Origin of the sequence: Mycobacterium sp. 141 (assembly GCF_000382405.1) — a bacterium.
Taxonomy (GTDB): Bacteria; Actinomycetota; Actinomycetes; order Mycobacteriales; family Mycobacteriaceae; genus Mycobacterium.
Genome location: NZ_KB908281.1, coordinates 1 through 25,000, shown reverse-complemented (window position 1 = coordinate 25,000; position 25,000 = coordinate 1). Strand labels below are relative to the sequence as shown.

The window sequence follows — 25,000 nt, the reverse complement described above, 5'->3', positions numbered from 1 at the left end:
GGGAGTGTCGCAGTAACGGTGTAAGTGGCCTTAAAGCCCCCGGTGTGTCGGGGGCGGAAAGGTCACCTGATGACCGAGACTGTCGTGGCTGTGGAGCCATCGCAGAATGACTATGACGATCCCGCTCCGGCGGCGATTGATATCCCGCGCGGCCGTGAGGTCGATGAACTCGAGGTGGCCCGGGAGCTGGTGCGCCAGGCCCGGGAGGCCGGTGTTGCACTGACCGGCCCGGGTGGGCTGTTGAAGGCGATGACCAAGACGGTCATCGAAACCGCGTTGGATGAGGAGCTTTCCGAGCATCTGGGGTATGACCGCCACGACCCCGCGGGTCACGGTAGCGGTAACTCCCGCAACGGAACCCGCTCGAAAACCGTACTCACCGACTCGTGCGGCAATATCGAGATCGACGTGCCCCGCGACCGGGCCGGCACCTTTGAACCGCACATCGTCAAGAAACGCCAACGGCGCCTCACCGACGTCGACGAGGTGATCGTGTCGCTGTATGCCCGTGGGCTGACCACAGGCGAGATCAGCGCCCATTTCAGCGACATCTACGGCGCCGAGGTCTCCAAGGACACCATCAGTCGGATCACCGATCGCGTTGTCGAGGAAATGACAGCCTGGCATACGCGTCCACTGGAGCGGGTGTATGCCGCGGTGTTCATCGACGCTCTGCACGTCAAGATCCGCGACGGCCAGGTCGGTCCCAGGCCGATCTACGCGGCCATCGGGGTAGATCTGGCCGGCCATCGTGACGTGCTGGGTATGTGGGCAGGTGAGGGTGACGGCGAGTCGGCCAAGTACTGGCTCTCGGTGCTGACCGAACTGAAGAACCGCGGCGTGGCCGACATCTTCTTCCTGGTCTGCGACGGCCTCAAAGGACTGCCGCAATCGGTGGGTGCGGCGTTCCCCGACACCGTCGTGCAGACGTGTGTCATTCACTTGATCCGCGGGACGTTCCGTTACGCCGGGCGCCAGCATCGTGATGCGATCGCCAAGGCCATCAAGCCGATCTATACCGCGGTCAACGCCGAGGCCGCCGCGGCGGCGTTGGATGCCTTCGAAGCCGAATGGGGACAGCGCTATCCGGCAGCAATTCGGTTGTGGCGCAACGCGTGGAGTGAGTTCATTCCGTTCCTGGACTACGACACTGAAATAAGGAAGGTGATCTGTTCAACCAACGCCATCGAATCCTTGAATGCCCGCTATCGCCGTGCGATCCGGGCCCGTGGACATTTTCCGACTGAGCAGGCCGCCTTGAAATGCCTATACTTGGTCACCCGGTCACTGGACCCGACCGGGACCGGCCAGAAGCGGTGGACGATGCGCTGGAAACCAGCACTGAATGCCTTCGCGATCACCTTCGCCGACCGCATGCCGGGAAGCGAAACTGCCTAACAGAACACGCCGCTTACACCGTTAATCGGACAGTCCCGACGGTCGTGCCGCGCCCGGGTGTTTCTCCGCGCCTACCTCACGGCCGTGCGGCATATCGGTAATAGTTCCGTCCTGGGGGTGTGCAGGCGGCAGTTGGCGGGTGACAGTTCACCGGCCCTCGATCGGTGCTTACGTCGGCTCGGGCCCTTCCAGGTGCTCCCCGGGAGCCTTGCGGGTGGATTTCGTAAGAGAGAGCAGGCTGAGCCGGGAGCGCCGGCGCAGTGACCGCTCGTGCCACAAGAGGTTGATTCTTCGAGGGTCGTCCCACTCGGCGGTGTCGGTGATCATGACCCGGTGTCCGCGCACGTGCCCGTACGCCACAGACGCGTTGTAACGGCGAGTCGTGGTCGGCGCGGCCGATCGTGGAGGTGCGGCCAGGGGACGACAGGCCTGAACCACCCGGGTACCGGGTCAGTGCGGAACGTGTTCAGCCGGTAGGTGCCAGATCGCGGTGATGAGTGTTCTTGTCGTTCCCGCCGGGAACATGGTCGTGGCGTCATCAAGACGGGTAATACCACGCTTGCTCAGCGAGTTCGCTGTTACGCTTTCCCACTGCGAGATGCGCGAGGACTTCGAGCTCGCGGTGGACATTGGATGTTGTCCGACCGGGCCGTGGGCAATGCACGCAGATCCATGGAAAAAGCCACGCTAGCAGCGGTGATAGATAGGAGGAAAATATGTGAGTTGTATATCGCTGGACCTAGGCGTTCGGCGATTGCAAGCCTTAGACCTTGACCGAACTTGCATGGCGCCAGGGGGGACAGGTAGTGAGGGACTGGGCCGATTGGCGTGGAGCCACTCCACAAGTCGGTTTCATCCCATTGGATACTGTTTATTTTGGCGAAACGGTAGTAACGTGGACCACATCCACTGACAGTGGATGTCGTCAACTCGCAGTACAAATACTGCGCGAAGGGAAGCGACAATGGCCTCGAACACCGCGGGTCAGGAGTCGAGGCTGCACACACGGGCACCAACTGGTGCACGAGAACGCGCGGGGACCAACATCGGGATCGCCGCGACCGTGGTCCATGCCATGGCTTTGACTAGGCCAGTCACGCACCACCGCTAGAAATCCATCATCATGTCTGAACCAGAAAGCCATCATCATGTCTGAAACTGTTTCCACCGCCGACGTTGTTATCGTTGGCGGCGGACTGGAAGGCTGCTCGGCAGCCTGGTCGCTGGCTCAACGCGGCGTCACCGATGTCACCATCCTCGAACGAGACACCGTCGGCTCGGGCGGTACGGGGAAGTCTTCCGGCGTCGTGCGCTGCCACTACGGTGTCAGCTCGCTGGCCGCCATGGCGACTCGCAGCCTCGACCTCTTCGAAAACGCCGCCGACATCCTCGGTGAGGATGTGGGCTTCCATCAGACCGGTTACGTGGTTGGCGTCGGCCCGCAGAACGTCCAGGCCATCAAGGATTCGATGGCTGCGCAGCGCGCCGTCGGCGTACGCACCGAGGATATCGACAAGTCCGAGGTCGCAAAGCTGTGGCCGGTCGCAGACCTCGAGCCCTTCGCCGCGTTCGCGTGGGAAGAGCGCGGTGGATACGGTGACGCCTACCAGACCGCGCAGGGCTTCGCCGCTGCCGCTCGTCGTAAGGGCGTCCGCCTGCGTCAGAGCACCACGGTCAGCGAGATCATCGTCGAGAACGGGAAGGCCACCGGTGTGCGCCTGACCGACGGCAGCGTCGTCTCGGCCAACACGGTCGTCCTCGCCGCCGGCCCCTGGTCGGTTGCGCTGCTGGCTCAGCACGGCATCGACCTGCCGATCACGGTGCACCGCGAGCAGATCGTGCTCATCGATCCGGGCCAGGACCTCGGCAGGGTTCCGGTGTTCTCCGACCTGGTGTCGCTGCAGTACGTTCGCCCCGAAGGTTCCGACGGCCAGATCCTGTTCGGTAACTCCGCGCTCGATGTGCTTGAGCCGGCCGATCCGGACAACTACCTCAACCGCGCCGATGACGACTTCATCGACCTCACGGTTGACAAGATCGGCACCCGCTTCCCCGGCCTGGAGAACCCCTCGATCGCGTCGACCTACGCCGGTTGCTACGACGTGACGCCGGACTTCAACCCCGCGATCTCGAAGACCGATGTCGACGGACTGATCGTCGCTGCGGGCTTCTCGGGCCACGGCTTCAAGATTGCTCCGGCAGTCGGCAAGCTGATCGCCGACCTCGTGGTCGACGGCGTGAGCTCCGACGCCGACATCCCGGCCGAGGACTTCCGCCTGTCCCGGTTCGCCGAAGGCAAGCTGCTGAAGAGCCCGTTCCCGTACATCGGCGCAGGGCAGATGCGCTAATCACGGATTGTCGCTCTAGAGCGCTCAGGACGGCTCACACGAACACGTGAGTCAGACCGTGCACAGCGGCGTCGGCGATGGAAACATCGCCGACGCCGCTGTGGTCCGCGGGGCCACCGGCTATCGCATCTGCGAAGCCCCGGTGTACGGGTGTGCGCTGGTGAGCAGATCGCCTTCGGCGAATCGTTCGAGCCGGAAATCGCGCTCACAGATGTTTGGATCGGTGCTGCGCTCATACTGAACGAGGTCTGCGACCAGTTCGCCTACCGCCGGAGCAATCTTGAAGCCATGACCGCTGAAGCCGACGGCGAGGATCAACCCCTCGATCGACGCCGCCCGGGTGATAACCGGGTTGAAATCGGGCGTGATGTCGTAGCAGCCGGCATAGCTTGAGCTGACCGATGCATTCGGCATGCCGGGCAGGCGATGGGCCAGTTTGGTGACCGCGCGATCAAGGTACTCGGGCGTAGCGCCGTTGAAATAGTTGTCGGGATCGGCTGGCTCGAGGACAGCGAGGTCGCTGTTGCCTACCAAGATCTTATCGTCGATTTCGGCGCGAATGTACTGCAGTGAGACAAGATCGGACAGCACCGGCACGTCTCGCACACGGTCGGCGGCGTCGACGCCAGGCTCGACGAGGATCACCTGACCCCGGTGCGTTCTCAGCGGCACATCGATTCCGCACGCGGCCAGTAACGGCGACGACCACAGACTCGCGGCGATCACAACAGTCGGCGCAGACACCTCGGTTCCGTCGGCAAGTGTCACGCCGCGAAGTTTGTTGTCTTGCACACGGATTGCCTTCACCGCCGCGGACTGGTGGAGTCGGACTCCAGCGGTGCGCGCCGTCACGGCGAATGCCTGTGCGGTTTGATAGGCGTCGGCGTAGCCGCCGCGTGGTTCGTAGCCGAACGCAGCGAAGTCGTCCAAATACGCGACCGGCCACATTTCAGCGACCTGCGCGTGGTCGATTTCGCGGGTCTCCACCCCGACGGCCTGCTGGTCGGCGAGATTCGCGCGTAGGGCGTCAATGTTGTCTGGTCCGACGCCGACGACGTAGCCGGTCTGCCGGAACCCGATGTCCATGCCGAATATGGATTCGGCGTTCTCGAACGTTGTAAGGCTTTTGGCGGCTAACGCGGCGAGAGACTTGACACCGTAGTGGCAGCGCACGATGCTGCTCGACTTGCCAGTGCCACCCGCACCCACTGTGTCGCGTTCATAGATCGAGACGTCGGTGATACCGCGTTGTGCGAGAGCGTAGGCGGTACTTGCGCTGATGATGCCGCCACCGACAATCACGACGTCCGCGGTGGCAGGCGAGCTCATTGCGGTGCCCCACAATCAAGAATCCAGTCGGTGTCCGCCGGTGCCGCATCCAGCACCTCGCGATAAGATCGAATTCTGTTGCGGTATAAGACGATAGCGTTCGGATCTAGCATAGTCTTCCTTTTGGGTGTGTTCGTGTACCAGGGTTTTGGGTGCCACGTTTTCGGTTGTCAACGCGGACGCGTTGACAACCATTTGCACTGGGGCGCCGAAACTTCGGCGTTGATGAACAAGTGGTGACGATGTTAACCCGGTCACCGTTGCAAAACCGTTGCACAGCCAGTTGGCTAGATGGGAATGAAGCCGGACTTTTGAGTCTCTTGTACAGATTGTGCTGCGGTGGTGAGGGTTTCGACCGATGCGTTATTGGGTGGCGGCAGATCGTAGGCCACGCGAGATCGGTGTGGGTGACGAGTTTTCCAGGGCCGCAACGCAATACGTAATCCTGGATGCGGGGACGACCGGGAATCCTTGAGGGGACGAGGAACTCAGGCCTCCGGGATCCCGCCAATATCGGCCCTGGGGGTCGCCGGGAGCCGCCCCCGATGCGGCTGAACAGCTCACATGTGAACGTGAACCCGGCGGAGCCCGGGTATCGGTTTCTTATCCAGTCGTCGCGAACAGGATCTCCGGCGCAGCGTCCGGTGTCGTGTCGGGGTGTGCTGCCCACCAGGCAGCACAGGCGGCGCGCCAGCTGTTGAGGTCGTCTTCACGGCCATCGACACTCACCGTCGAGCCCGACACCCGGGCCGTTGCGGCACCACAGGCGTAAGTCCCGTCGTCGGCCGTGATCGCCGGGTATTCCTCGTAGAGTTCGCTCAGGGAACGAATCATGTATTTGGGCCGCTCGTCGACGCGTGCTGCCAGAGCCGTTTGAGGCGTGTCCACGCCGGTGAGGACGAGCAAGGTGTCCATTCCTGCGCGATTTCCGCCGAGGATGTCAGTGTCCAATCGGTCGCCGACGACGAGGGGGCGGGTGACACCGGAGTGGCGTGCCGCCGTCTCGAAAAGGGCTGGCTCTGGTTTTCCTGCCGCTACGGGCCACTGGCCAGTAGCCGTGGCAATCGCGGCTACCAGTGTTCCGTTGCCGGGAGCGAACCCCCGCTCCTGTGGAAGAGTCATGTCCAAGTTCGTCGCTACCCACAGGGCACCCGCTTGGATCGCGTAGGAGGCCTCTGCCAGATCTTTCCAGCCGAGGGTGGGGGAGAACCCTTGAATGACCGCGTCTGGCTGACCATCGGAGGCGGATACGACGACGAGTCCTTGCGCCCTGACGGAGTCGGCGAGCACCTGACTGCCGACGACGAGCACAGTCGCGCCCGCCGGCACCTGGCGAGCCAGCAGCTCTGCTCCGGCCATAGCGGATCCGAATACTTGCTCGGCGGTCGCCGGCGCACCCAATTCCCGGAGGTGGGCCGCGACCTCTTCGGATGAGCGCGACGCGTTGTTTGTCACGTATGCGAGGCTCGTGCCCTCTCCGACGAGCTTGTCGAGTGCTTCGGTGGCGCCGTCGATGGCGCTCGGCCCCTTATATACGACGCCGTCGAGGTCTGCGAGCACTCCGTCAAAGCTGTCAACTAGCCGACTGGTCATCGATTCCTAACCTCGCTGGTCTTGCTGGCCGGCTGCGCTCTTTGCGGCGTCCGGCGTGCCTGGTTCCAAGCACACATTAAACGCCGTCCTGATGCGTTGTCGCCGAACCACCTGACAGTCCAGGGCCCAAAACAGACCTCGAGGTGCAGATCAGTGATGCGTCGCTTGGCAAGGGCCCGCAATGATCTGCGGGTCCTTGCCAAGCCGTTGGCCGGCTGGGGCAGCTCACCACTGGTGAAACAGAACAACTCTGTCGCATCCGGGCCATCCTTCGGGAGCGGAACCGCAGAAGGGGTCGCCTCGGTGGTTCGGGCTTCACTGACGAGAGTCACTGGCTAACTTCCTCGGTTGGTTTTGTGCGTGACGAGGCTCGGAGAAGGTGACCGCGGATTGGTTGTGCTGCCGAATGGGGCTGAAGGCGACGCGGGCTGGGTCCGCTAACCAGCCTGTTCGGACAAGAGCCAGTCGGACGCGGCTTTGCGGTAGCGGATGATGCCCTTGTACTCCGCCATGTCCTCCGGCAGCTCGGCCAAAACCTCGCCCATGCGCTTACGCCAGACCGGGACCTTCGCAATGTCGGTGAGTGGCAGAAGGTAGGTGCGGATCGGAAACAGTACCGCCCCGGAGTGGGGAAGGCGGATGAGGTGCTGAACCTCGACCCGCAGATGGACTCTCTCCGGGAGGGCAGGGTCCAGGGCGATCGTGCCGCGGTCCCCGGCCCAGTTGGGATAGGTCTCGGTGGAGGTATCCAGGCGCCGGTCGATGCTCATGGTCCAGTTCGTCCGGCGGAATGCCTCCCCGGGCTGCAGGCTCATGAGGAAGTGCTCGGCCCGGGAGATGATCTTTTCCTCATTCACCCGTGGGACCGGGCTGTGGATTTCGGTGAAGTTCATGCCGACGTCGAATCCGACAGACCAGTCGGCGGCGAACGTGACCACACCGGCGTCGAGCCACAGCGCTTTGTCGCGTTGATCGAGAAAGACTAGATCGGCTTGGACCTGGCTGCCCAGGAAGTGCAACGGGTCCCCCGTGGGCAGTGACGCGTCGTCGCCGATGGTGAACTCGATGTCGAGGTTGAGCAGGTCGTTCCGCCAGCGGCACTTGTCTCCGTCTCGCTGGAAGGACATCGTGGTCGGGCTGGACTCCGCGATCTCGGGCAGCAGGTAGGTGATGGCGTCCCACACTGCGGGCCGCATGTTCGGGAGGGTAGCGATGCGCGAGGGATCCCTTTGCAGAACTTCCTCGCGAAGCTTCAGGTCCGAAACATAGAACTCGTCGACATCCACCACGGTGCCGCCCCAGGCGCCGGCTTCTGTCTCCACCACTTTGCGGGCGGGCTCGACATTGGCGCTGTAACGGTAGTTGTCACCGGTGTAGGGGAACGGAAAGTGGCGGATCCGATCTGGCAGGGTCGCAGTTTCAGGGTCGTTGCCGATGGTGATAGTCACAGGTCCAACTCCAATTCGTCATCTATGCTGCGCGAAACGCAGCACATCATGAGTGTGTTCTCTTGTTTTTCCTCGTCGCTCAGGTAGAGATCCCGATGCTGAGGTGTTCCTCGAAGCACTGGCAGGGTGCACTCGCCACAGATGCCCTTGCGGCACATGTTGGGGATCTGCTTCCCCACTTTTTCGAGGGCCTCCAACAACGAAACGCCGGCCGGAACTTCCAATCTGAGACCGCTGCGCGCCAGGATCGCCGTGAACGGGTCCCCCGCATCCAGCTCACCCGCGCCAAAGTGCTCTAGGTGCAGCAGTGCCTCCGGCCAGCCCAGATCGCGGGCCTGGTCGAGAACTGAATCCATGAAGTTAGCCGGCCCACAGACGTAAAGGTGAGTGCCGAGTCTCTGGGTCGTGAGCTGCTCAGCCAGAACCTTCTGGAAACTGTTGCGGTCATGGCATTCCGTCAGCGCCGGTCCCAGCAGTTCCCTGACTTCATCCACGTGCGCACCTTGCCCGCGTCGGTAGACGTAGATCATGGACGCTGACATGCCCCATTCAGTGGCGTATAGGGCGTGCGAGAGCACCGGCGTGATTCCGATTCCTGCCGCAATCAGCAAAGTGTGCTTGGCGTTTGACGTAGGGGCGAAGTTACTGCGGGGGCGCGAAACCCAAACGTGGTCGCCGACGGCGAGCCGGTGCATGGCCAAAGAGCCGCCCCCACCGTCTTCGACCAAGAGAACCGAGATGGCGTATTCGGAAGGATTGTTGCCGGAACCGGTGAGGGAGTAGGCATTTGCGCGGAGGTTCGCAGAATCCCCGTACTGGACCACCAAGTGGCTGCCCGCGACATAGGAGGGCAGTAGCGCGCCCGCCGGATCGCGGAACTTGATGGTGACAATAGATTCTGTCTGTAGCTGTCGCTCTGTAACCTCCAGCTCGAAGCCTTCTTCGACCGCTGGATGGATAATGGGCTGAAGTGCCTCTGTGGTCATGATGCCTCCTCGGCGTGGGCGGCGTATCCCAAGTACCCGCCAAGGCGACGGGAAAAGTGATCAGTGGTGGCCAGGACAATGCCGCATCCCTGGCAGGCCACCTCGACAGATCCATGCACACCAGTGGTGATGGTGGCAGTCTTGCAATGGCCGCAGACAACAACCCACGGGCTGTTCTGGTCGCACAGCATGGTGATTTCCTCGTCCACCATGCCGCAGGCCTGGGCAGCGGCTGAAGCGGCATGAACGTCGACCGCGGGGCCGGTCAATACGAGGCGGGCCCCGACGCGTGACTTTTCGAGCGCAGACCTCAGCTCGGCGAGGGTTTCCGGGTTTGCAGAGGCGAAGTGCAGGTCGTACCTGGGCCGATCACCGGTGTCCCGACCCGCGATGTCATCTGATGTGCCGAACGACACACAGATGACACCGCGGAACCCCGGCTCCAACGGCATAGACGTGGAACGCATTGGAGTTACTGTCCTTACGGGGCGAAGGTGCGGTCGCCGGCGAAGAATCCGAGCCCGTACTCGGGGGTCTCGAACTTCACGGTGGTTCCCTTGGGGAAGAACAGCACGTCGCGCTCCTTGGCGTGCGTGACCTCGCCGGTGTCCTGGTCGGTGAGGATGAACTCGCCCTTCACGACGACTTTCATCTCGTCGTAGGTGTAGGTGTAGACCAGGGGCTCGGACTTCTTCAGCTCGAAGAACCCGGCACACATGACCGACCCCTCGGGGTTGTGGAGAGAGTCACCGATAGCGGCGACGACACCGGGCTCGTTCATGCTCGGCAGCCCTTCGTAACCCTTTTCCACCTTGTGGATGCCCCCGGCCTTGGTCAGGGTTCCGATGGTTGTGATTTCTGTCATGCTTACTCCTCTATGTGTCAGAGCTGATCGCGGTAGTCCGGGCCTGGCCGTCGTTTGACAGGACCGATCAAATTCAGCGCACCTGAAGCGCACTGAAAACTAGGCCAGGAACTCCGGGCTGAGGTCCCGGGGGAGGGTCCTCGGTCGACCGGCACACTCTCTAGTCCTCAGAGTCAGCCGAGTTCTGGATCGAACTCCACTGATGTGATGCCAGTCACGTCCCACCTACAAAGTACGCCAGATAATTCCTCTAGTCCAGACTGTTTTAGGAATATTCACGCCGAGCGGCTTGCGCAAGGGGAGCTCCGCCTACCGAGGGAAGGCCGGTTCTGGGTGTCTACCAGCAGTGATTGCTTCAGCACTCTCCGGCGGAGGGGGCCCGTAGGACCGGAAGCTTTGTGGGCAGTCCTTACCTATGCGGGCACCTGATGCCCGTGCCAGCGCATTCCCGAGTTCTTCGGGTGCTGGAGGGGGAGGTGAGAGAAGCCTGCACCGGTCGGGCACAGGAAGTTCGTGCACCTCTACGGTGGCGTCCCGCCTGCTGGCCGACGGCGCGACGTGCGTTCTGAACGCGGGATTCGTGGGCCTGGGCGAGTGCAACTTTCCCGACGAGCTGCCGAGGCGGCAAAGATTTTTATGAATAAAAACTATTGCACTGCTGCTTTAAAGCTGTACCCTCTCAGGTGACCTGCCTCACAGAAGGCGCCGTGGGAAGCGGTCCGGAGTTCTTCACAGACCCCGGCGAAGCACCTCCCCAACACGACACCGCCGGTCGGCCGGCACCTTCTGCAGCGACCTCAACGGCGGACCCGCTCGGCCATCCGGCTACTCAGATTCGGTAAAGGATCTCCCTATATGACTCAGCTCAAGCACCAGGACGCAAGCAGTCGCGACGCGACTTGGGTCAGATGTAGTCGCTGTCATCCCGCCCCACCTTTGCGGTAAACACCTAAAAATTCAGACGTCTTTAAGCGATCCAAAGGGAGACTTGTATGAGTGAAAGTCATCATTTAACCGACGCCGGCGACGACCTCAAAAGGTCGATCGACTGGAAGCAAGGCCTGGCCATTGCGCTGGGTGTGCCTTTGCTGATTCTGCCCTCTTTGGGCTACATCCCCATGTACCTCGCCGCCGCGGCGATCCTTATCTGGGGATTGTCGGTGCTTCAGGGTTTCGCGCAGAGCACCGCGTATGCCGAAATGGCCACGACCTTTCCCGAGGCCTCTGGCCTACCGGGCTTTGCACAGGAGGTTTTTGGCAACAGAAACCACCAGGGCAAGTACGACATGAGCAAGCTGCTCGGCGGTTTCAGTGCGTGGAGCTATTGGTTCGCCTGGACCCCGGTGTTGGCGATCTTCTCCATCCTGGTCGGCGGCTACCTGCACGGGCTGTTTCCCGCGCTGGACGTGCTTTCCGACTACCAGCTTTCGTTGATCTCGGGCCTGGTGATTTTCACCATTCTGTTTGTGGTGAACTGGTTCGGCCTCAAAGACGGTGCCAAACTGGGTTACGTTCTGGCGGCTCTTTCTCTTATTCCGCTGGTTATCCTCACCGTGGCGCCTTTTGCCACCGGACATTTCGACATGTCCAAAATCACCGGCGACTGGATGCCGGCCGACTGGTCCTGGAACTGGCAACACATCCTGATCCTCTTTGGCGTCTTCGCGATCGCTCAATGGAGCGCCTGTGCCTGGGAAACGGCAGCCATCTACGGCCCTGAATACAAGAATCCGGCCAAAGATGTCGCCAAAGCGCTGTTCTCCTGCGGCGTCATCTGCTTCTTCTCATTTGTGCTTGTCGAAGCAGCAGTGATCGGTGTGCTCGGTGTCGACGGTGTACAGGCTGAAGCGGTGTCGCCGCTGCTCCCGGTCGCCAATGCTGTCTTTGGCTCAGCCGGGTCCACGATCACGATCATCATGTTGATCGCCGCCATGGTCTTGATCATCCAAACGGCTTATCTGGGTTCGTCTCGTGCCATGCACTCCATGGCCGTGGAAGGCAACCTTCCCAAGGTTCTCGGTAAAACGAATCGCCAGGGAACTCCGTGGATTGCCATGGTGGTTATCGGCATCTTCAACCTGGTGCTGATTTCCATGGGAAACCCCGCGGCAATTGTCGCTGCTTCTGCGATCGGTTACACCTGCGCGAACGGCATCAGCCTGTTCGCCTATGTCAAGGCGAAGAGGGACCCGGCCTTTGCCGGTTTGGAACGGCCTTTCAAGGCACCCAAGGGCTGGCAGGGCGTCGCCATGGCATTCGGGCTTTTCAACCTTCCGCTGTGTGTGGTGGGTGTGGTTTACCTCAACAGCCTCGAAGTCGGTTGGACTCCGACCTGGGTCGGCTTCCTCGTATTGGCGGTATACATCCCCATCTGGGTGTACTCCCGGCATGAATGGCACCGCTCGAAAGACGAACCGGCCGCTGTGCTTCCTTAGGCCGGGGAAAGAGCCGCTGGTTCACACCTCTGAAAACAGGAAGGCGGACCGATCAATGATCGGTCCGCCTTCCTGTTTTTTGCGTCTGGGTGCCTGCGGTGCTCACGGCAATGCCTGATGGTGATGGTGTGGCTGGTGTGGGAACAGGAGCCGTCAAGGCGGTACCGGTTCCGCGGAGATGTCGCGCGCGAAGGCTGGCAAATCGCTGCACGGTTACTGAGAATTCCGTCATTCATGGAAAAACCAGTTTCGGGGCACGGCCTTCTGGCATCCTGTGATGCTGAGAAGAACGCCGGTGCAACGCGGTGCAAAACCGCAGGAAGGGGGTAGTTGTCATGGATCCTGGACTCGACATGCAGAGTCAAACCATGACTCAATCACTCGCCGCGCGGCGTCGTCGATCAGGACAACGCCGAGTGTCAAGCCTGTTCGATCGACGACCAGGCGCCCATCCGCGGCATCATGGCGAAGATGAACAGCGGCCGCGTCGTGCGGCCCGATCGCGGACGCTCTCAGACGCCAAAAGGAGGGCCTCTCCACGCGAAAGTCCTTGTGCGACAAGAAGAATTCGATGCCCATGATGTCGGTCCGATGCACCCCGAGGCGCTCCGCCCGCGCCGTCAGACGCAGTGAACATCTTGACTATTGACACACCGATAAGAAACGTTGTTTCCTTAGAGTAACCTCGGTCGTGACCTGCGCCACAGCCAAGGTAGGGGTGGGAAGTATCTCTCACAGAAAGTTAGGAAGAAGGATCGAGTTGAGTAACAACGACTTAGCGTCAGATGATTTCCTGGACTACGAACACGGAAATCTGCAATCCGGGACGAACTGGTGGGGCGCCTTCGTTATCGGTCTGGCGGGGACAATCCTGGTCACGGGTGCGGCACCCGCGTTTCTCACCGTTTTTGGCGCCTCCTACATACCGTTCATCACCTTTTTCACCCTGACCGGTGTGGTGCTCTGTTTGCTGCTGGCCGAACTGTCCGCCATGATGCCCGGCCGCACCGGCGGATCGCCGTCCTACGCCTATCCGGCGTTCAAGGACCGGTACCCCCGACTAGCACCGCATGTCAACGGTATGACAGCCTGGATGTACTGGGTTGGATGGATGCCCGTCGCACCGCTGAACATGATCCTGGCATCCTTCTATATCACCCACCTTCTCGGTCTTGACGCCACCAAGGGCTTCACGCCGATCAGCACATTCATCCCCTGGTGGACGTTGGTAATCACGATCATCGGCCTGATCATCTTGTCGGTTCCGGCCTACCTGGGCATTCGCTTCGGAACCTCGATGGCGACGGTGCTGGCGGTCTTGTCGATGATTCCGCTGACCTTCCTGTCCATCGGCTTCATCTTCAAACCGAGCAAGACGAATTGGCACGAGCTCGCCGGGTTCCCACATCTCGACGGTTCAAGCTTCTCCGCTCCGATTGACGGCCACGGCGCCTGGACCATGTACATCGCCTACGCCTTCCCGCTGCTCTGGACGGTCATCGCTTACGAAGCGGCTGCCTGCTATATCGGCGAGTGCAAAAACCCGCATCGCGACGCCAAGATTGCGATGACCCTGGAAGGTGGATACGGGGTGTTCGTTTACACCCTGCTGCCGATCTCCTTCGTTGTCGTTCTCGGCGCGAGTGCCCTCTCCAATCCAGACCTCGTCGACCCGAAGACGATGTTCGTCACGTTTGCCAGTACCATCTTCCCAGGTGTGGCCGGCGCGGCGATGGAATGGCTGATGGCAGGAATGCTGATCGTGGCACTCGTGCTCTCGGCGCTGAATTCACTGATGGGTTGTTCGCGATCGCTCTACCAGATGTCGCTCGACGGTCAGTTCCCGAAGTTCTACCAGCACGTCAACAAGCACTATGTGCCTGACCGTGCCATGATGACCAACGTCGTAGCGAGCATGCTCATCGCCTTCATGGGTGGCGCCATCCAGATCTACGCCTTCTCTAACGTCGGATACCTCGGTTCGTTCGTGCCGGTGCTGATTGGCTACTACCTGCTTCGGAAGGACCGGCCGAATCTGCCGCGTCCGTTCCGGTTGCCGGAGCCGTTCAAGTACCTGGCGCTCGGGCTGGCCGCACTGTACTTCTTCGTGTGGCTGGTCGGCGGTATCATCTACTCGAGCATCGGTGGCGAGGCCATTTACTACTACCTCGGCGTGGCGGCGATCTTCCTCTACCTCCCGCTGTACTGGTATCGCAAGCACGAGGATCGTAAGAGCGGCGACGTGAGCCAGTCGAGTGGACCGGACCAGACACCCGAGCCGGAGATGGTGAAGTAGCTGTGTTTCGTAACCGCCTAAAACGCCCACCACGCTCTCTGCCGCCTGTGGCACCAGAGAATGCTGCTGACATCCTGCTCGCGTCCGAAGGGCGCCGCTTCACCGAGGATGCTCTGGAGCTCGCAGCGCGGATCTCTCTTGAAGGGCGTGGGCGGGCGATGGTGCTGACTATCGCGCGGCTACACGGCACAAGCTTCGGTCTGCCCAACCCGGGTTTGCGGCCGAACCGGCGGGAGATGGCAGAGCAAGAGGATATCGTCGAGAGCGCGATTACCAAGCTCGAGCAGCTCGGCGTCGCCGCCGACGGGCACATCGCGATCACCCGCAACCCCAGAAAGAGCATCCTCAAGGAGGCGCGGCGGTGCCAGTGCTCCGCCATCGTGATGGGGGCCGATCCGCAGCGCAACGCATTCGTCTCCTCACTGATGTGGAGCCAAGAACCGTATCGAGTTCGTAGACGGGCCAAAATGCCGGTCCATCTCGTGGAGACGTCGTCGCCTGAACTCGAGCGCCTGCCCGATAGCCGACGGCGGTAACCATCCAGCACCTGCCGTCGTAAGCACCACAATGCGGGGTGGTCTCAACTTAGAACGTTGAGACCACCCCGCATTGGCATGTCCGTCACTTCGTCCTCCGCGCCGGCGTTTGATACGAAATGCACTGCACACCACGGATATTCACATCAACGCAACCCGCCCGACCCCATCGACTTACACGTATGGGATCGGGCGGGGTTTCGCGGTTCTGCGCCCGCGAACGGGTGCAGAGTGCCGAAAACGGTTGAGCGGGCTTGTCTATTTAGTCCTGACCATCGTGGATAACCAACACCGGGCATTTCGAGTGGTGGACGCAGTGATTGCTGACTGATCCGAGGAACATGCCGGCAAATGCACCGTGCCCCCGGCTTCCGACAACCAGCAAGTCGGCTGAGCGGGACGCCTCGACAAGTACCTCGGCTGGATGACCCGAGACCACCTCGACGGCTACAGGCACCGACGGGTTTGCCCCAAGGACATCGTTGACCGATTTTTCGGCATTGTCGCGCGCTCGTGCGGCGATCCCGACATTGGGGGAGCTAGCTACGTAGTACTCGGGCTCATAGGTGGTCACTGCGCGCACTCGGCCACCGGTCAATTCGGCATAATTGGCAGCCCACCGGAGCGCATCTTTGCTGCTTTGTGAACCATCTACGCCTACAAGAACAACAGGGTTGGTTTCAGGTTTGGTCATGGTGTCTCCACTCGCGTAGGTGCTAATTGTGGTGTCAGTGAAGCTCAATCATGCCATGCGGATGCGCCGGGACGGCTCAAAACAGGGTTGATGGTGTCGTCGAGAATCGCTTTGTTCTCGGCGGTCACGGTGCTGTCGGTATCGGTGCGTCGATGCAGGTGGCCGCCCGTTTTTCTTGGCCACCTTCGCGCCGGCGCGAACTTTGGAGCCGAGTTTCTGGGGTGGCAGAAGCAGTTCGTCAGCAGCGACTGCAGTATCCATATCGCATTGAGTAGTAACAGTTCTGGCGCGGAATCCAAAAGCGGCCAAGGACGGCGTAATCGCCGCCCTTGGCCGCTTTTGGATAACCGGCTGTCATTCGCCGGCCGCAGTGTCGTTGGTTCAGAAAGTCTTTCCGGCCGAGCCGAGCTGCTCGGTGGCTTCGACGAGTCGGGCCGCGAGCCCAGCTTCGGCCTTAGCACCCCACACGCGCGGGTCGTAGGTCTTCTTGTTACCGATCTCGCCGTCGACCTTCAACACACCGTCGTAGTTCTTGAACATGTGGTCGGCCACGGGACGCGTGTACGCGTATTGGAGGTCGGTGTCGATGTTCATCTTGATGGTGCCGTAGGAGACGGCGTCCGCGATCTCCTGATCGCTCGAGCCCGAGCCACCGTGGAAGACGAGGTCGAACGGCTTGTCCTTGCCGATCTTGGCACCGACCTGATCCTGGATGTCCTTCAGGATCTCCGGACGCAGCTTGACGCCGCCGGGCTTGTACACACCGTGCACGTTGCCGAAGGTCAGCGCCGTGATGTAGCGGCCGTTCTCACCCGCGCCGAGCGCATCGATCGTGGCCAATGCGTCTTCGACCGTGGTGTACAGCTTTTCGTTGATGGCGTTCTCGACGCCGTCTTCCTCGCCGCCGACGGCGCCGATCTCGACCTCGAGGATGATCTTGGCGGCCGACGTACGTGCAAGCAGTTCGCGGGCGATCTTCAGGTTGTCCTGCAGAGGCTCGGCGGAGCCGTCCCACATATGGGAGTTGAACAGCGGGTTACGACCGGCCTTTACCTCTTCTTCGGAAGCGGCCAGAAGCGGCAGAACAAAACCATCCAGCTTGTCCTTGGGACAGTGGTCGGTGTGTAGCGCGATGTTGACGTTGTACTGCTTGGCGACCTCGCGAGCGAAGGCCGCGAAGCCGAGGGAACCGACCACCATGTTCTTGGCCGAGGCGCCCGACCAGTAGGCAGAACCGCCCGTGGTGATCTGGACAATGCCATCGGACTCAGCGTCGGCAAAGCCACGCAGGGCCGCGTTCAACGTCTGGGAGGACGTGACGTTCACAGCGGGGTACGCGAAGCCGCCCGCCTTCGCACGGTCGAGCATCTCGGAATAGATCTCTGGGGTTGCAATGGGCATGCTGACTCCTGTGTTGAGTTTTCGTCGTTCGTTAGGTTTTTTAGGCGAGACAATGTCGTCCAAACAAGGCAGCCGTCGACCGTCCCAGCCCTCCGGCGTGTGACGAGTCGACGGCTGCCATACCGAGGCGTCGAGCGCTGTATTACTCGACGACCTCGCCGGTGGTTTCGTAGGTGGCGATCTTGCCGATACGCCGGACGTGGCGCTCGGCATTGCTGAATGGTTCAGCCAGGAACGCCTCGATCAGTTCCGTGGCCTCTTCAACGGTGTGCTGGCGACCACCGACCGCAACCAGGTTGGCGTCGTTGTGCTCGCGAGCCAGTTTGGCCGTGTCGAGGTTCCATACCAGGGCCGCGCGCACGCCTTTGACCTTGTTCGCGGCGATCTGCTCACCGTTGCCCGAGCCGCCCAGCACAATCCCGAGGGCATCCACGCCGGCGGCCTGGTCGGCCACGACGGCGAGCGCAGCGTTGATGCAGAATGCCGGGTAGTCGTCCTCGGCGTCGTAAACAGCAGGCCCGTGGTTCACCATCTCGTAGCCCTTGGCTGACAGTGCTTCGATCAAGTGGGAGCTGAGCTCCATGCCGGCGTGGTCGGTGGCGATATGAACGCGCATTAATAGGGTCCTTCAGATTGGTTGGGGTGCGACGTTATTTGGCAAACGCGAGCTGGGCGTTTTTGCGCAGCGATTCGATGGCATCCGCCGGAGACGGCTTTCCGTACACGGACGATCCGGCCACAAAGACGTTGGCACCGGCCTCCGCAGCGCGGGCAATGTTCTCCGCGGTGACGCCACCGTCGACCTGGATGGCCACGTTCACACCGGAACCCTCGACCGCGGCGCGGGCGCGGCGGATCTTGGGCAGCGTGACGTCCAGAAAGGCCTGGCCGCCGAAGCCCGGCTCCACCGTCATGACCAGCAGCATGTCCAGTTCGGGCAACATGTCCAGGTACGGCTCCACCGGGGTCGCCGGACGCAGCGCCATGCCCGCCTTGGCTCCGCGTGCACGAAGTTCCCGGGCGAGTTTGATGGGGGCGACGGCCGCCTCGACGTGGAATGTCACCGAGTCCACGCCGGCGTCGGCGAACGGCGGCGCCCAGCGGTCCGGGTCGGCGATCATCAGGTGGGCGTCCAGCGGGATGGGGCTGACCTTCTTCAACCGCTGTACGACCGGCAGACCGATCGTCAGGTTCGGCACGAAGTGGTTGTCCATGACATCCACGTGCGCAGCATCGGCGTTGCTGATGCGGGCCAGCTCGGCTTCGAGGTTGGCGAAGTCGGCCGAGAGGATGCTGGGGTTGATACAGCATTTCAGCGATGAAGCGGACATGGTGTCTGCCTTTCGGTAGCGGTCAGTCAGGGCATGCGATATCGGAGCCGTCGGCCACGGATCGCGCCGCGGCCCGGTTGCCGGCCGCGTGGAGACCTGTCGGCCCCCACGCGGCCGAGACAACCCGGAGGCGGGTTAGGAACCCTTCTGAGCAGAAGCGAGGGCACCCTCGACGTCGGCCAGGAGGTCCTTCCAGCTGGCGACGAACTTGTCCAGGCCTTCGGACTCGAGCAATGCGACGACCTCATCGTAGGAGATACCGAGGCCTTCGATGGCGTTAAGCACATCTTTTGCCTCCTTGTACGTGCCGGTGATGGTGTCACCGGTGACCACGCCGTGGTCGAACGTGGCGTCCAGGGTCTTCTCCGGCATGGTGTTCACCACGTCGGCAGCCACGAGTTCGGTCACATACAGGGTGTCGGGGTAGGCCGGATCCTTCACGCCGGTGGAGGCCCACAGGGGACGCTGCGGGCGCGCACCGGCCTTGGCCAGCAATGCCCAGCGCTCGGTGGAGAAGAGTTCCTCGTAGACCTGGTAGGCCAAGCGGGCATTGGCAACGCCGGCCTTGCCCTTGAGTGCCTTGGCCGCGTCGGTGCCGATGGCGTCGAGGCGCTTGTCGATCTCGGTATCGACGCGGGAGACGAAGAAGGACGCGACCGAGTGGATCTTGGACAGGTCGTGGCCATTGCTCTGGGCCTGCTCCAGACCGGACTGGAAGGCGTTGATCACGGCGCGGTAGCGCTCCAGCGAGAAGATCAGGGTCACGTTGACGCTGATGCCCTCGGCCAGGGTGGCGGTGATGGCTTCCAAGCCCTCGCGGGTGGCCGGGATCTTGATCAGGACGTTGTCCTTGGCGACCTTCTTGTAGAGGTTCTTCGCCTCGGCAATGGTCCCGGCGGCGTCCCACGCCAGGCGGGGGTCGACCTCGATGGAGACACGACCGTCGACGTGGTCGGTGGCCGCGGCGACCGGGGCGAACAGGTCGCAGGCGTCAGCGACATCGGCGGTGGTGATCTCGAAGATCGTCTCTTCGACGTTGGCGCCCCGTGCGGCAAGTTCGGCGATCTTTGCGTCGTAGTCGCTACCGGTGGTGATTGCGGCCTGGAAGATCGACGGGTTGGTGGTGACACCAACGACGTTCTTCTCGTCGATCAACTTCTGCAGCGAACCGGTCTCGAGGCGATTGCGGGAGAGGTCATCAAGCCAGATCGACACGCCGGCTTTCGAAAGCTCTGCGGTGGGGGTTGCGTTGGTCATCGTTTTCTGATTCTTCCTTCAAATATCGAATAGGTTGGCTAGCTTGCGGTCGCGCCGCGAGACTGTCCGGTGGGCGATCCCGCGGCGCGCCCGCAGCTTAGTTGCCTGCGGCGGCGATGGAGTCCTTGGCGGCGGCGACAACCGCTTCTGCGGTGATGCCGAACTCCTGGAACAGGCGCTTGTAGTCCGCCGAGGCGCCGAAGTGCTGAAGGCTGACGGAACGACCGGCGTCGCCGACCAGTTCCTTCCAGCCCAGGGCCAACCCGGCCTCGACCGAGACGCGGGCGGTCACGGCGGCGGGCAGCACGGACTCGCGGTAGGCGGCGTCCTGCTTGTTGAACCACTCGACGCACGGCATGGAGACCACGCGAGTGGGGATGCCCTCGGCCTGGAGTGCTTCGCGAGCCTGGACCGCGAGGTGAACCTCGGAACCGGTGGCAATCAGGATCACCTGGGCCGGCACGGTGGCGCCGTCCCTGGAGGCCTCCGCCAACACGTAACCACCCTTGGCCACCCCGGCTGCGGACCCGAAGGTGTCACCCTCGGCCGCACCTTCGCCGCGGGCGAAGGTCGGGATGTTCTGCCGGGTCAGCACGATGCCTGCCGGGTTCTCGTGGTTCTCCAGGATGGTCTTCCAGGCCACGCCGACCTCGTTGGCGTCGCCGGGGCGGACGACATCCAGGCCGGGGATCGCACGCAGGGTCGACAGCTGCTCCACCGGCTGGTGGGTCGGACCGTCCTCGCCGAGGCCGATCGAGTCGTGCGACCACACGTACACCGACGGCACGCCCATCAGGGCGGACAGGCGGATGGCCGGGCGCTGGTAGTCACTGAAGATCAGGAACGTACCGGAGAACGCGCGGGTGGGGCCGTGCAGCGTGATGCCGTTGACGATCGACGCGGCAGCGTGCTCACGGATGCCGAAGTGCAGAACCCGTCCGTAGGGGTTGCCCTTCCACGAATTGGTCGAGCGGGACTCCGGAATGAACGACGGCGAACCCTCGATGGTGGTGTTGTTCGACTCGGCCAGGTCGGCCGAACCACCCCAGAGCTCGGGCAGGACGGGGCCGAGGGCGTTTAGGACCTTGCCCGATGCTGCACGGGTCGAGACATCCTTGCCGGCTTCGAAGATGGGCAGGACGGCATCGATGTCGGCGGGCAGCTGCTTGGCCTCGATGCGCTGCAGGAGCGCGGCGGCTTCCGGATTGGCGGCCTGCCACGACTTGAAAGCCTCGTCCCATTCGCGGCGGGCGGCCGCTCCACGGTCCACTGCGGCGCGGGCGTGAGCCAGGATGGCCGGCTCGACCTCGAAGGACTTGGCGGGGTCGAAGCCCAGAACTTCCTTCACCGCTGCGACTTCCTCGGCGCCCAGCGCAGAACCGTGGATCTTGCCCGTGTTCTGCTTCTTCGGGGCGGGGTAGCCGATGATGGTGCGCAGCGAAATGATGGACGGCTTCGAGGTCTCGGCCTTCGCGGCCAGCAACGCCGAGTGGAGCTCCTCGACGTCTTCCTTGTACTCACCCGTACGGGTCCAGTCCACCCGCTGGACATGCCAGCCGTAGGACTCGTAGCGCTTGAGAACGTCCTCGGTGAAGGAGATGTCGGTGTCGTCCTCGATCGAGATGTGGTTCTCGTCGTAGACCACGACGAGGTTGCCCAGTTCCTGGTGTCCGGCCAGCGACGAAGCTTCGGACGTCACACCTTCCTGCAGGTCACCATCGGAAGCGATCACCCAGATGGTGTGGTCGAACGGGGAGGTTCCCGGGGCCGCGTCGGGGTCGAGCAGGCCGCGCAGGCGACGCTGCGAGTAGGCGAAGCCGACCGACGACGCGAGGCCCTGGCCCAGCGGGCCGGTGGTGATCTCCACACCCTTGGTGTGCTTGTACTCCGGGTGGCCCGGCGTCAGCGAACCCCAGGTGCGGAACGCCTGCAGATCTTCCAGCTCCAGGCCGTAGCCGGCGAGGAACAGCTGGATGTACAGCGTCAGCGACGAGTGGCCCGGCGACAGGATGAACCGGTCGCGGCCCAGCCATTCAGCGTCGCTGGGATCGTGGCGCATCAGCTTCTGGAACAGCAAGTATGCCGCCGGGGCCAGGCTCATCGCCGTACCCGGGTGACCATTGCCGACCTTCTCGACCGCGTCCGCGGCCAAAACCCGGACGGTGTCCACAGCGCGCTGATCCTCGGCCGTCCAGTTCAATGACGTGGTGCCGATCGCGTCTGCTGTCTGAGTCACGATTTATCCCCTTCGATTCGGTCATCGGCCCGTGACGGGCGCACGGATACTTCTGGTAGATCGTGTGATATCGATGATCGCGAACCAAACGGGCAGGGGAAACGCTATTTTCTGACGGTTACGACTACACTTTCGGACTGGTTGGACGATTCCGCCCGCGATGGCCCCCGGATAGACTGGCCGGATGACCACAGCCATCAACCAGCCGCTAAAGGCTGCGATCCCACCCTCTACGGATGTACCGTGGCCGCTCCTGCAGGCAGTGGCGTCGTTGGCTGAAGCCCCCCTCATTCAGATAGCGGAGCGGTTACATGCTGCCACCCTTCCCTACCTGAAAAACAGCGCGCTGGTCATCTTCACGGAGGACTGCACAGGGCGGCCGCAGAAGAAAGCGGGCGCGGATGAGATCATTTCGCGAGTCTCCATCGCCGAGCTTGACGCGCTGCGCGCAACCCTTTCGGATGAGACATCCTGGAGCGGGGAAGCTCAGCTCGCCGGCCGGCCCCGCCCCCTTCTCGCCCTGAAACACGCCCCCAGCGGTGCCCTTCTCGTCCTCACGGATCCGCAGCCGGCCGATACAGAACACGACGACGGGCTGGACTTGGTGACGTATCTGTGGCGTATTGCCGCACAGCGGATTCAGGAAAAAGTTGCCGATGCGCCGCCGTCGTACCTGCTGGAATCGCGGGCGGCGTCAGCTGAACGTGTCCGTGTGACAGCGGAACTCACCGATCTGCACTCCACGACCTTGGAGACGCTCCTGGCAGCGCTGCGCTCATCCTCCTTGGACGATGCGGCAGCCCGCTCAACTGCCACTGACCTCGCCGCCAAGGCCCTCGTCGAGCTCCGGACTCTTAGCGACCGCACGACGGACCTGGTAGAAGTGCCGGCCGCCGTGGCCTTCGAACGTCTGCGGGAAGACTTGCGACCGCTCACGCGCTTCGGTGACCTTGAGATCGAATTCATCGAACCACCGCAGAACGGAAGGGCCTTGCCCGGCGAGGTCGCTCACGCGGGACGGGCCATCGTCCGCGGACTTGTGCTGGCCATGATGGAACAGCCCGACATCAGCAGGATACGGACGCAGTGGGACTGTGACGGCGAAAACCTGCTGATCAACGTACGCGACGACGGCCGCGGCATGCTCGCCGCCGACGCGCCGAGTATCGGCCGCCTAGATCGCCGGGTTCAGGCGCTCGCCGGGCAGCTGCGGATCGAGGTCATGCCACGCTGGGGTGCAGATGTATTCGTCACGCTCCCCTTGGACCTGCCGGCACGCCCGGCTGGGGATATCGCCGGTTGGGACCTTGCCCCCCGGGAGCTCGAAGTGCTCCAGCACCTTGTCGCCGGGCATCGGAACCGGTCCATCGCCCGGGCACTGGGGATCAGCGAGAATACGGTTAAGTTCCATGTGCGGAACTTGTTCAGGAAGCTCGGCGTCGGCTCACGCACCGAGGCTATCGCGCTTGCACACAGCCACGGACTCCGCTGACAGGCGTACTAAAAAAGTGACGCCCCGCAGCCGTAAGGATGCGGGGCGTCACCGTTGATCAGATGATCACAGCGTTAGAACGATCAGACGATCGCGTCGCGCAGTTCCTTCGCAGCGGCGGCCGGGTCGGCTGCGCCGTAGATGGCACCACCGGCGACGGCAACCTCGGCGCCGGCCTTCTGCACTGACGGGAGGGTGGCAACCTTGACGCCACCGGCGACGGAGAACGGAACACGAGCCTTCTCACCGGCGGCCAGCAGGCCGGTCAGGTCGAAGCCGGGCTTGGCCTGCTCGTCCAGACCAGCGTGCATCTCGACGAACTTGGCACCCAGGGCGCGAACTTCCTGCGCACGAGCGGCCTTGTCCTCGATACCGATCAGGTCGACGACGACGCCCTTGTTGTGAGCCTGGGCAGCCTTGACGGCACCGGCGATGGTGCTGTCGTCGGCCGTACCGAGCACGGTCATCAGGTCAGCGCCGGCCTTGAACGCGATGTCGGCTTCGAGCTCACCGGCGTCCATGGTCTTCATATCAGCGAAGACGATCTTGTCCGGGTGAGCCTTCTTGACGGCGGTGATGACCGACAGGCCTTCGGCCTTGATCAGGGGGGTGCCCAGCTCGATGATGTCGACGTAGGGGGCAACCTTGCCGGCCAGCTCGAGAGCGGCTTCGGTGGTCAGCAGGTCGATGGCAACTTGGAGCTTCATATTGCTGTCTTCTTTCTGTTGGGAACTGCGGTGGGTATGGAAAATGTCAGACGAGTCTGGGCCGTCAGGGTTGGGTCATTCGAGGTTGGCGTGGCGCGTCCAGAGTTCCTCGGCCTCGATATCGGTGTGGTCCCACAGCGACTGGAACACGGCCTCGGTAACGACGAACAGCGCCTGCTCGAACAGCGACCCCGCGTACTGACGCGAAATGTGCGAGCCGTGATCGGTCTTCTGCGCGGCGGGAATGATCACCAACGCATCAGCGAGCTTACCCAGCGGCGAATCCGCATTGGTGGTCAGCGCGGCGACACGGGCCCCGGTCTTCTTGGCGGTCTCGGCCGACTTGACCACACCCGAGGTCGTTCCCGACCCGGAAGCCACGATAAGCAGGTCACCGGAACCGATCGCGGGGGTGGTGGTGTCGCCCGCAACGTGCACGTGCAGACCGAGGTGCATCAGCCGCATGGCGGCCATGCGCAGGACCAGCCCGCTACGACCCGCTCCAGCGAAGAACACCCGACCCGGCTGGGCGATATGGCGAGCCAGGATAGCCAGCTGCTCTGCATTGACTTTGGCCGTGGTATTCGTGATCTCGTCCACGACAAGGGACAGATTGTTCGCGATACTGTCCCGGTTTACTTCCGAGGC

At 62.5% G+C, this 25,000-nt stretch carries 21 protein-coding genes; 6 read left to right on the top strand and 15 right to left on the bottom strand.

Translation table 11 applies throughout. The features are described from left to right. The first annotated feature begins 66 nt into the window (after window positions 1–66). A complete protein-coding gene (locus H276_RS0122030; protein WP_026356883.1) occupies window positions 67–1,398 on the top strand; it encodes an IS256 family transposase in 1,332 nt (443 codons plus the stop codon). A 168-nt stretch (window positions 1,399–1,566) separates the two neighbouring features. Here H276_RS0122030 and H276_RS0122025 read toward each other — a convergent pair whose 3' ends face one another. After that, window positions 1,567–1,758, bottom strand: coding sequence for a hypothetical protein (locus H276_RS0122025; protein WP_019973447.1), 192 nt, complete (start codon window positions 1,756–1,758; stop codon window positions 1,567–1,569). Window positions 1,759–2,546: 788 nt separating this feature from the next. On the opposite strand from H276_RS0122025, the gene H276_RS0122020 reads away from it, so the two are divergent. Next, window positions 2,547–3,746 carry an FAD-binding oxidoreductase gene (locus H276_RS0122020; RefSeq protein ID WP_019973446.1) on the top strand — a complete coding sequence of 400 codons (1,200 nt, stop codon included), beginning with the start codon at window positions 2,547–2,549 and terminating at the stop codon, window positions 3,744–3,746. A gap of 120 nt (window positions 3,747–3,866) precedes the next feature. On the opposite strand, the gene H276_RS0122015 is transcribed toward H276_RS0122020, so the two are convergent. The 6 genes from H276_RS0122015 to H276_RS0121990 form a co-directional block, all read right to left on the bottom strand. Then, complete coding sequence (locus H276_RS0122015) at window positions 3,867–5,075, bottom strand: FAD-binding oxidoreductase (protein WP_019973445.1); 1,209 nt, start codon at window positions 5,073–5,075, stop codon at window positions 3,867–3,869. A gap of 603 nt (window positions 5,076–5,678) precedes the next feature. After that, entirely contained in the window at window positions 5,679–6,668 is a 990-nt protein-coding gene (locus tag H276_RS0122010) for an HAD-IIA family hydrolase (RefSeq protein WP_026357298.1), read from the bottom strand. A 437-nt stretch (window positions 6,669–7,105) separates the two neighbouring features. After that, window positions 7,106–8,116: a DUF3445 domain-containing protein gene (locus H276_RS0122005; protein ID WP_019973443.1), complete on the bottom strand. Its 1,011-nt coding sequence runs from the start codon at window positions 8,114–8,116 to the stop codon at window positions 7,106–7,108. After that, window positions 8,113–9,102, bottom strand: coding sequence for a PDR/VanB family oxidoreductase (locus H276_RS0122000; RefSeq protein ID WP_019973442.1), 990 nt, complete (start codon window positions 9,100–9,102; stop codon window positions 8,113–8,115). The genes H276_RS0122005 and H276_RS0122000 overlap by 4 nt, the downstream gene beginning before the upstream one ends. Continuing rightward, window positions 9,099–9,569: a dimethylamine monooxygenase subunit DmmA family protein gene (locus H276_RS0121995; RefSeq protein ID WP_026357296.1), complete on the bottom strand. Its 471-nt coding sequence runs from the start codon at window positions 9,567–9,569 to the stop codon at window positions 9,099–9,101. The genes H276_RS0122000 and H276_RS0121995 overlap by 4 nt, the downstream gene beginning before the upstream one ends. Window positions 9,570–9,583: 14 nt before the next feature. After that, window positions 9,584–9,967 carry a cupin domain-containing protein gene (locus tag H276_RS0121990; RefSeq protein ID WP_019973440.1) on the bottom strand — a complete coding sequence of 128 codons (384 nt, stop codon included), beginning with the start codon at window positions 9,965–9,967 and terminating at the stop codon, window positions 9,584–9,586. 992 nt (window positions 9,968–10,959) lie between these two features. On the opposite strand from H276_RS0121990, the gene H276_RS0121985 reads away from it, so the two are divergent. The 3 genes from H276_RS0121985 (at window position 10,960) to H276_RS0121970 (ending at window position 15,234) form a co-directional block, all read left to right on the top strand. Beyond that, entirely contained in the window at window positions 10,960–12,402 is a 1,443-nt protein-coding gene (locus H276_RS0121985; RefSeq protein ID WP_019973439.1) for an APC family permease, read from the top strand. 760 nt (window positions 12,403–13,162) lie between these two features. After that, window positions 13,163–14,698: an APC family permease gene (locus H276_RS0121975; RefSeq protein ID WP_019973437.1), complete on the top strand. Its 1,536-nt coding sequence runs from the start codon at window positions 13,163–13,165 to the stop codon at window positions 14,696–14,698. 47 nt (window positions 14,699–14,745) lie between these two features. Further along, complete coding sequence (locus tag H276_RS0121970) at window positions 14,746–15,234, top strand: universal stress protein (RefSeq protein ID WP_019973436.1); 489 nt, start codon at window positions 14,746–14,748, stop codon at window positions 15,232–15,234. Window positions 15,235–15,496: 262 nt separating this feature from the next. Here the strand turns inward: H276_RS0121970 and H276_RS0121965 are convergent, their stop codons facing one another. From H276_RS0121965 to tkt, 6 genes are all read right to left on the bottom strand, one after another. After that, the gene (locus tag H276_RS0121965) at window positions 15,497–15,928 is read right to left on the bottom strand and encodes a universal stress protein (protein ID WP_026357295.1); all 432 of its coding nucleotides are present in this window, start codon (window positions 15,926–15,928) and stop codon (window positions 15,497–15,499) included. Window positions 15,929–16,309: 381 nt separating this feature from the next. Beyond that, on the bottom strand, window positions 16,310–17,542 hold the full coding sequence (fbaA, locus tag H276_RS0121955) for a class II fructose-bisphosphate aldolase (protein ID WP_255327490.1): 1,233 nt from the start codon (window positions 17,540–17,542) through the stop codon (window positions 16,310–16,312). Further along, the gene (locus H276_RS0121950) at window positions 17,472–17,945 is read right to left on the bottom strand and encodes a ribose-5-phosphate isomerase (RefSeq protein WP_019973433.1); all 474 of its coding nucleotides are present in this window, start codon (window positions 17,943–17,945) and stop codon (window positions 17,472–17,474) included. The genes fbaA and H276_RS0121950 overlap by 71 nt, the downstream gene beginning before the upstream one ends. A 34-nt stretch (window positions 17,946–17,979) precedes the next feature. Further along, window positions 17,980–18,660, bottom strand: coding sequence for a ribulose-phosphate 3-epimerase (rpe, locus tag H276_RS0121945; RefSeq protein WP_019973432.1), 681 nt, complete (start codon window positions 18,658–18,660; stop codon window positions 17,980–17,982). 135 nt (window positions 18,661–18,795) lie between these two features. Then, window positions 18,796–19,917, bottom strand: coding sequence for a transaldolase (gene tal / locus H276_RS0121940; RefSeq protein WP_019973431.1), 1,122 nt, complete (start codon window positions 19,915–19,917; stop codon window positions 18,796–18,798). A 97-nt stretch (window positions 19,918–20,014) separates the two neighbouring features. After that, window positions 20,015–22,153, bottom strand: coding sequence for a transketolase (gene tkt / locus H276_RS0121935; protein ID WP_019973430.1), 2,139 nt, complete (start codon window positions 22,151–22,153; stop codon window positions 20,015–20,017). 184 nt (window positions 22,154–22,337) lie between these two features. Here tkt and H276_RS0121930 point away from each other — a divergent pair, with 184 nt between their 5' ends. Then, a complete protein-coding gene (locus H276_RS0121930) occupies window positions 22,338–23,645 on the top strand; it encodes a response regulator transcription factor family protein (RefSeq protein ID WP_019973429.1) in 1,308 nt (435 codons plus the stop codon). An 83-nt stretch (window positions 23,646–23,728) separates the two neighbouring features. Here H276_RS0121930 and hxlA read toward each other — a convergent pair whose 3' ends face one another. Both hxlA and hxlB read right to left on the bottom strand, forming a co-directional pair. After that, window positions 23,729–24,352, bottom strand: coding sequence for a 3-hexulose-6-phosphate synthase (hxlA, locus tag H276_RS0121925; protein ID WP_019973428.1), 624 nt, complete (start codon window positions 24,350–24,352; stop codon window positions 23,729–23,731). Between the two features lie 75 nt (window positions 24,353–24,427). Continuing rightward, a partial coding sequence (gene hxlB / locus H276_RS0121920; protein ID WP_019973427.1) for a 6-phospho-3-hexuloisomerase occupies window positions 24,428–25,000 on the bottom strand: 573 nt, incomplete at its 5' end.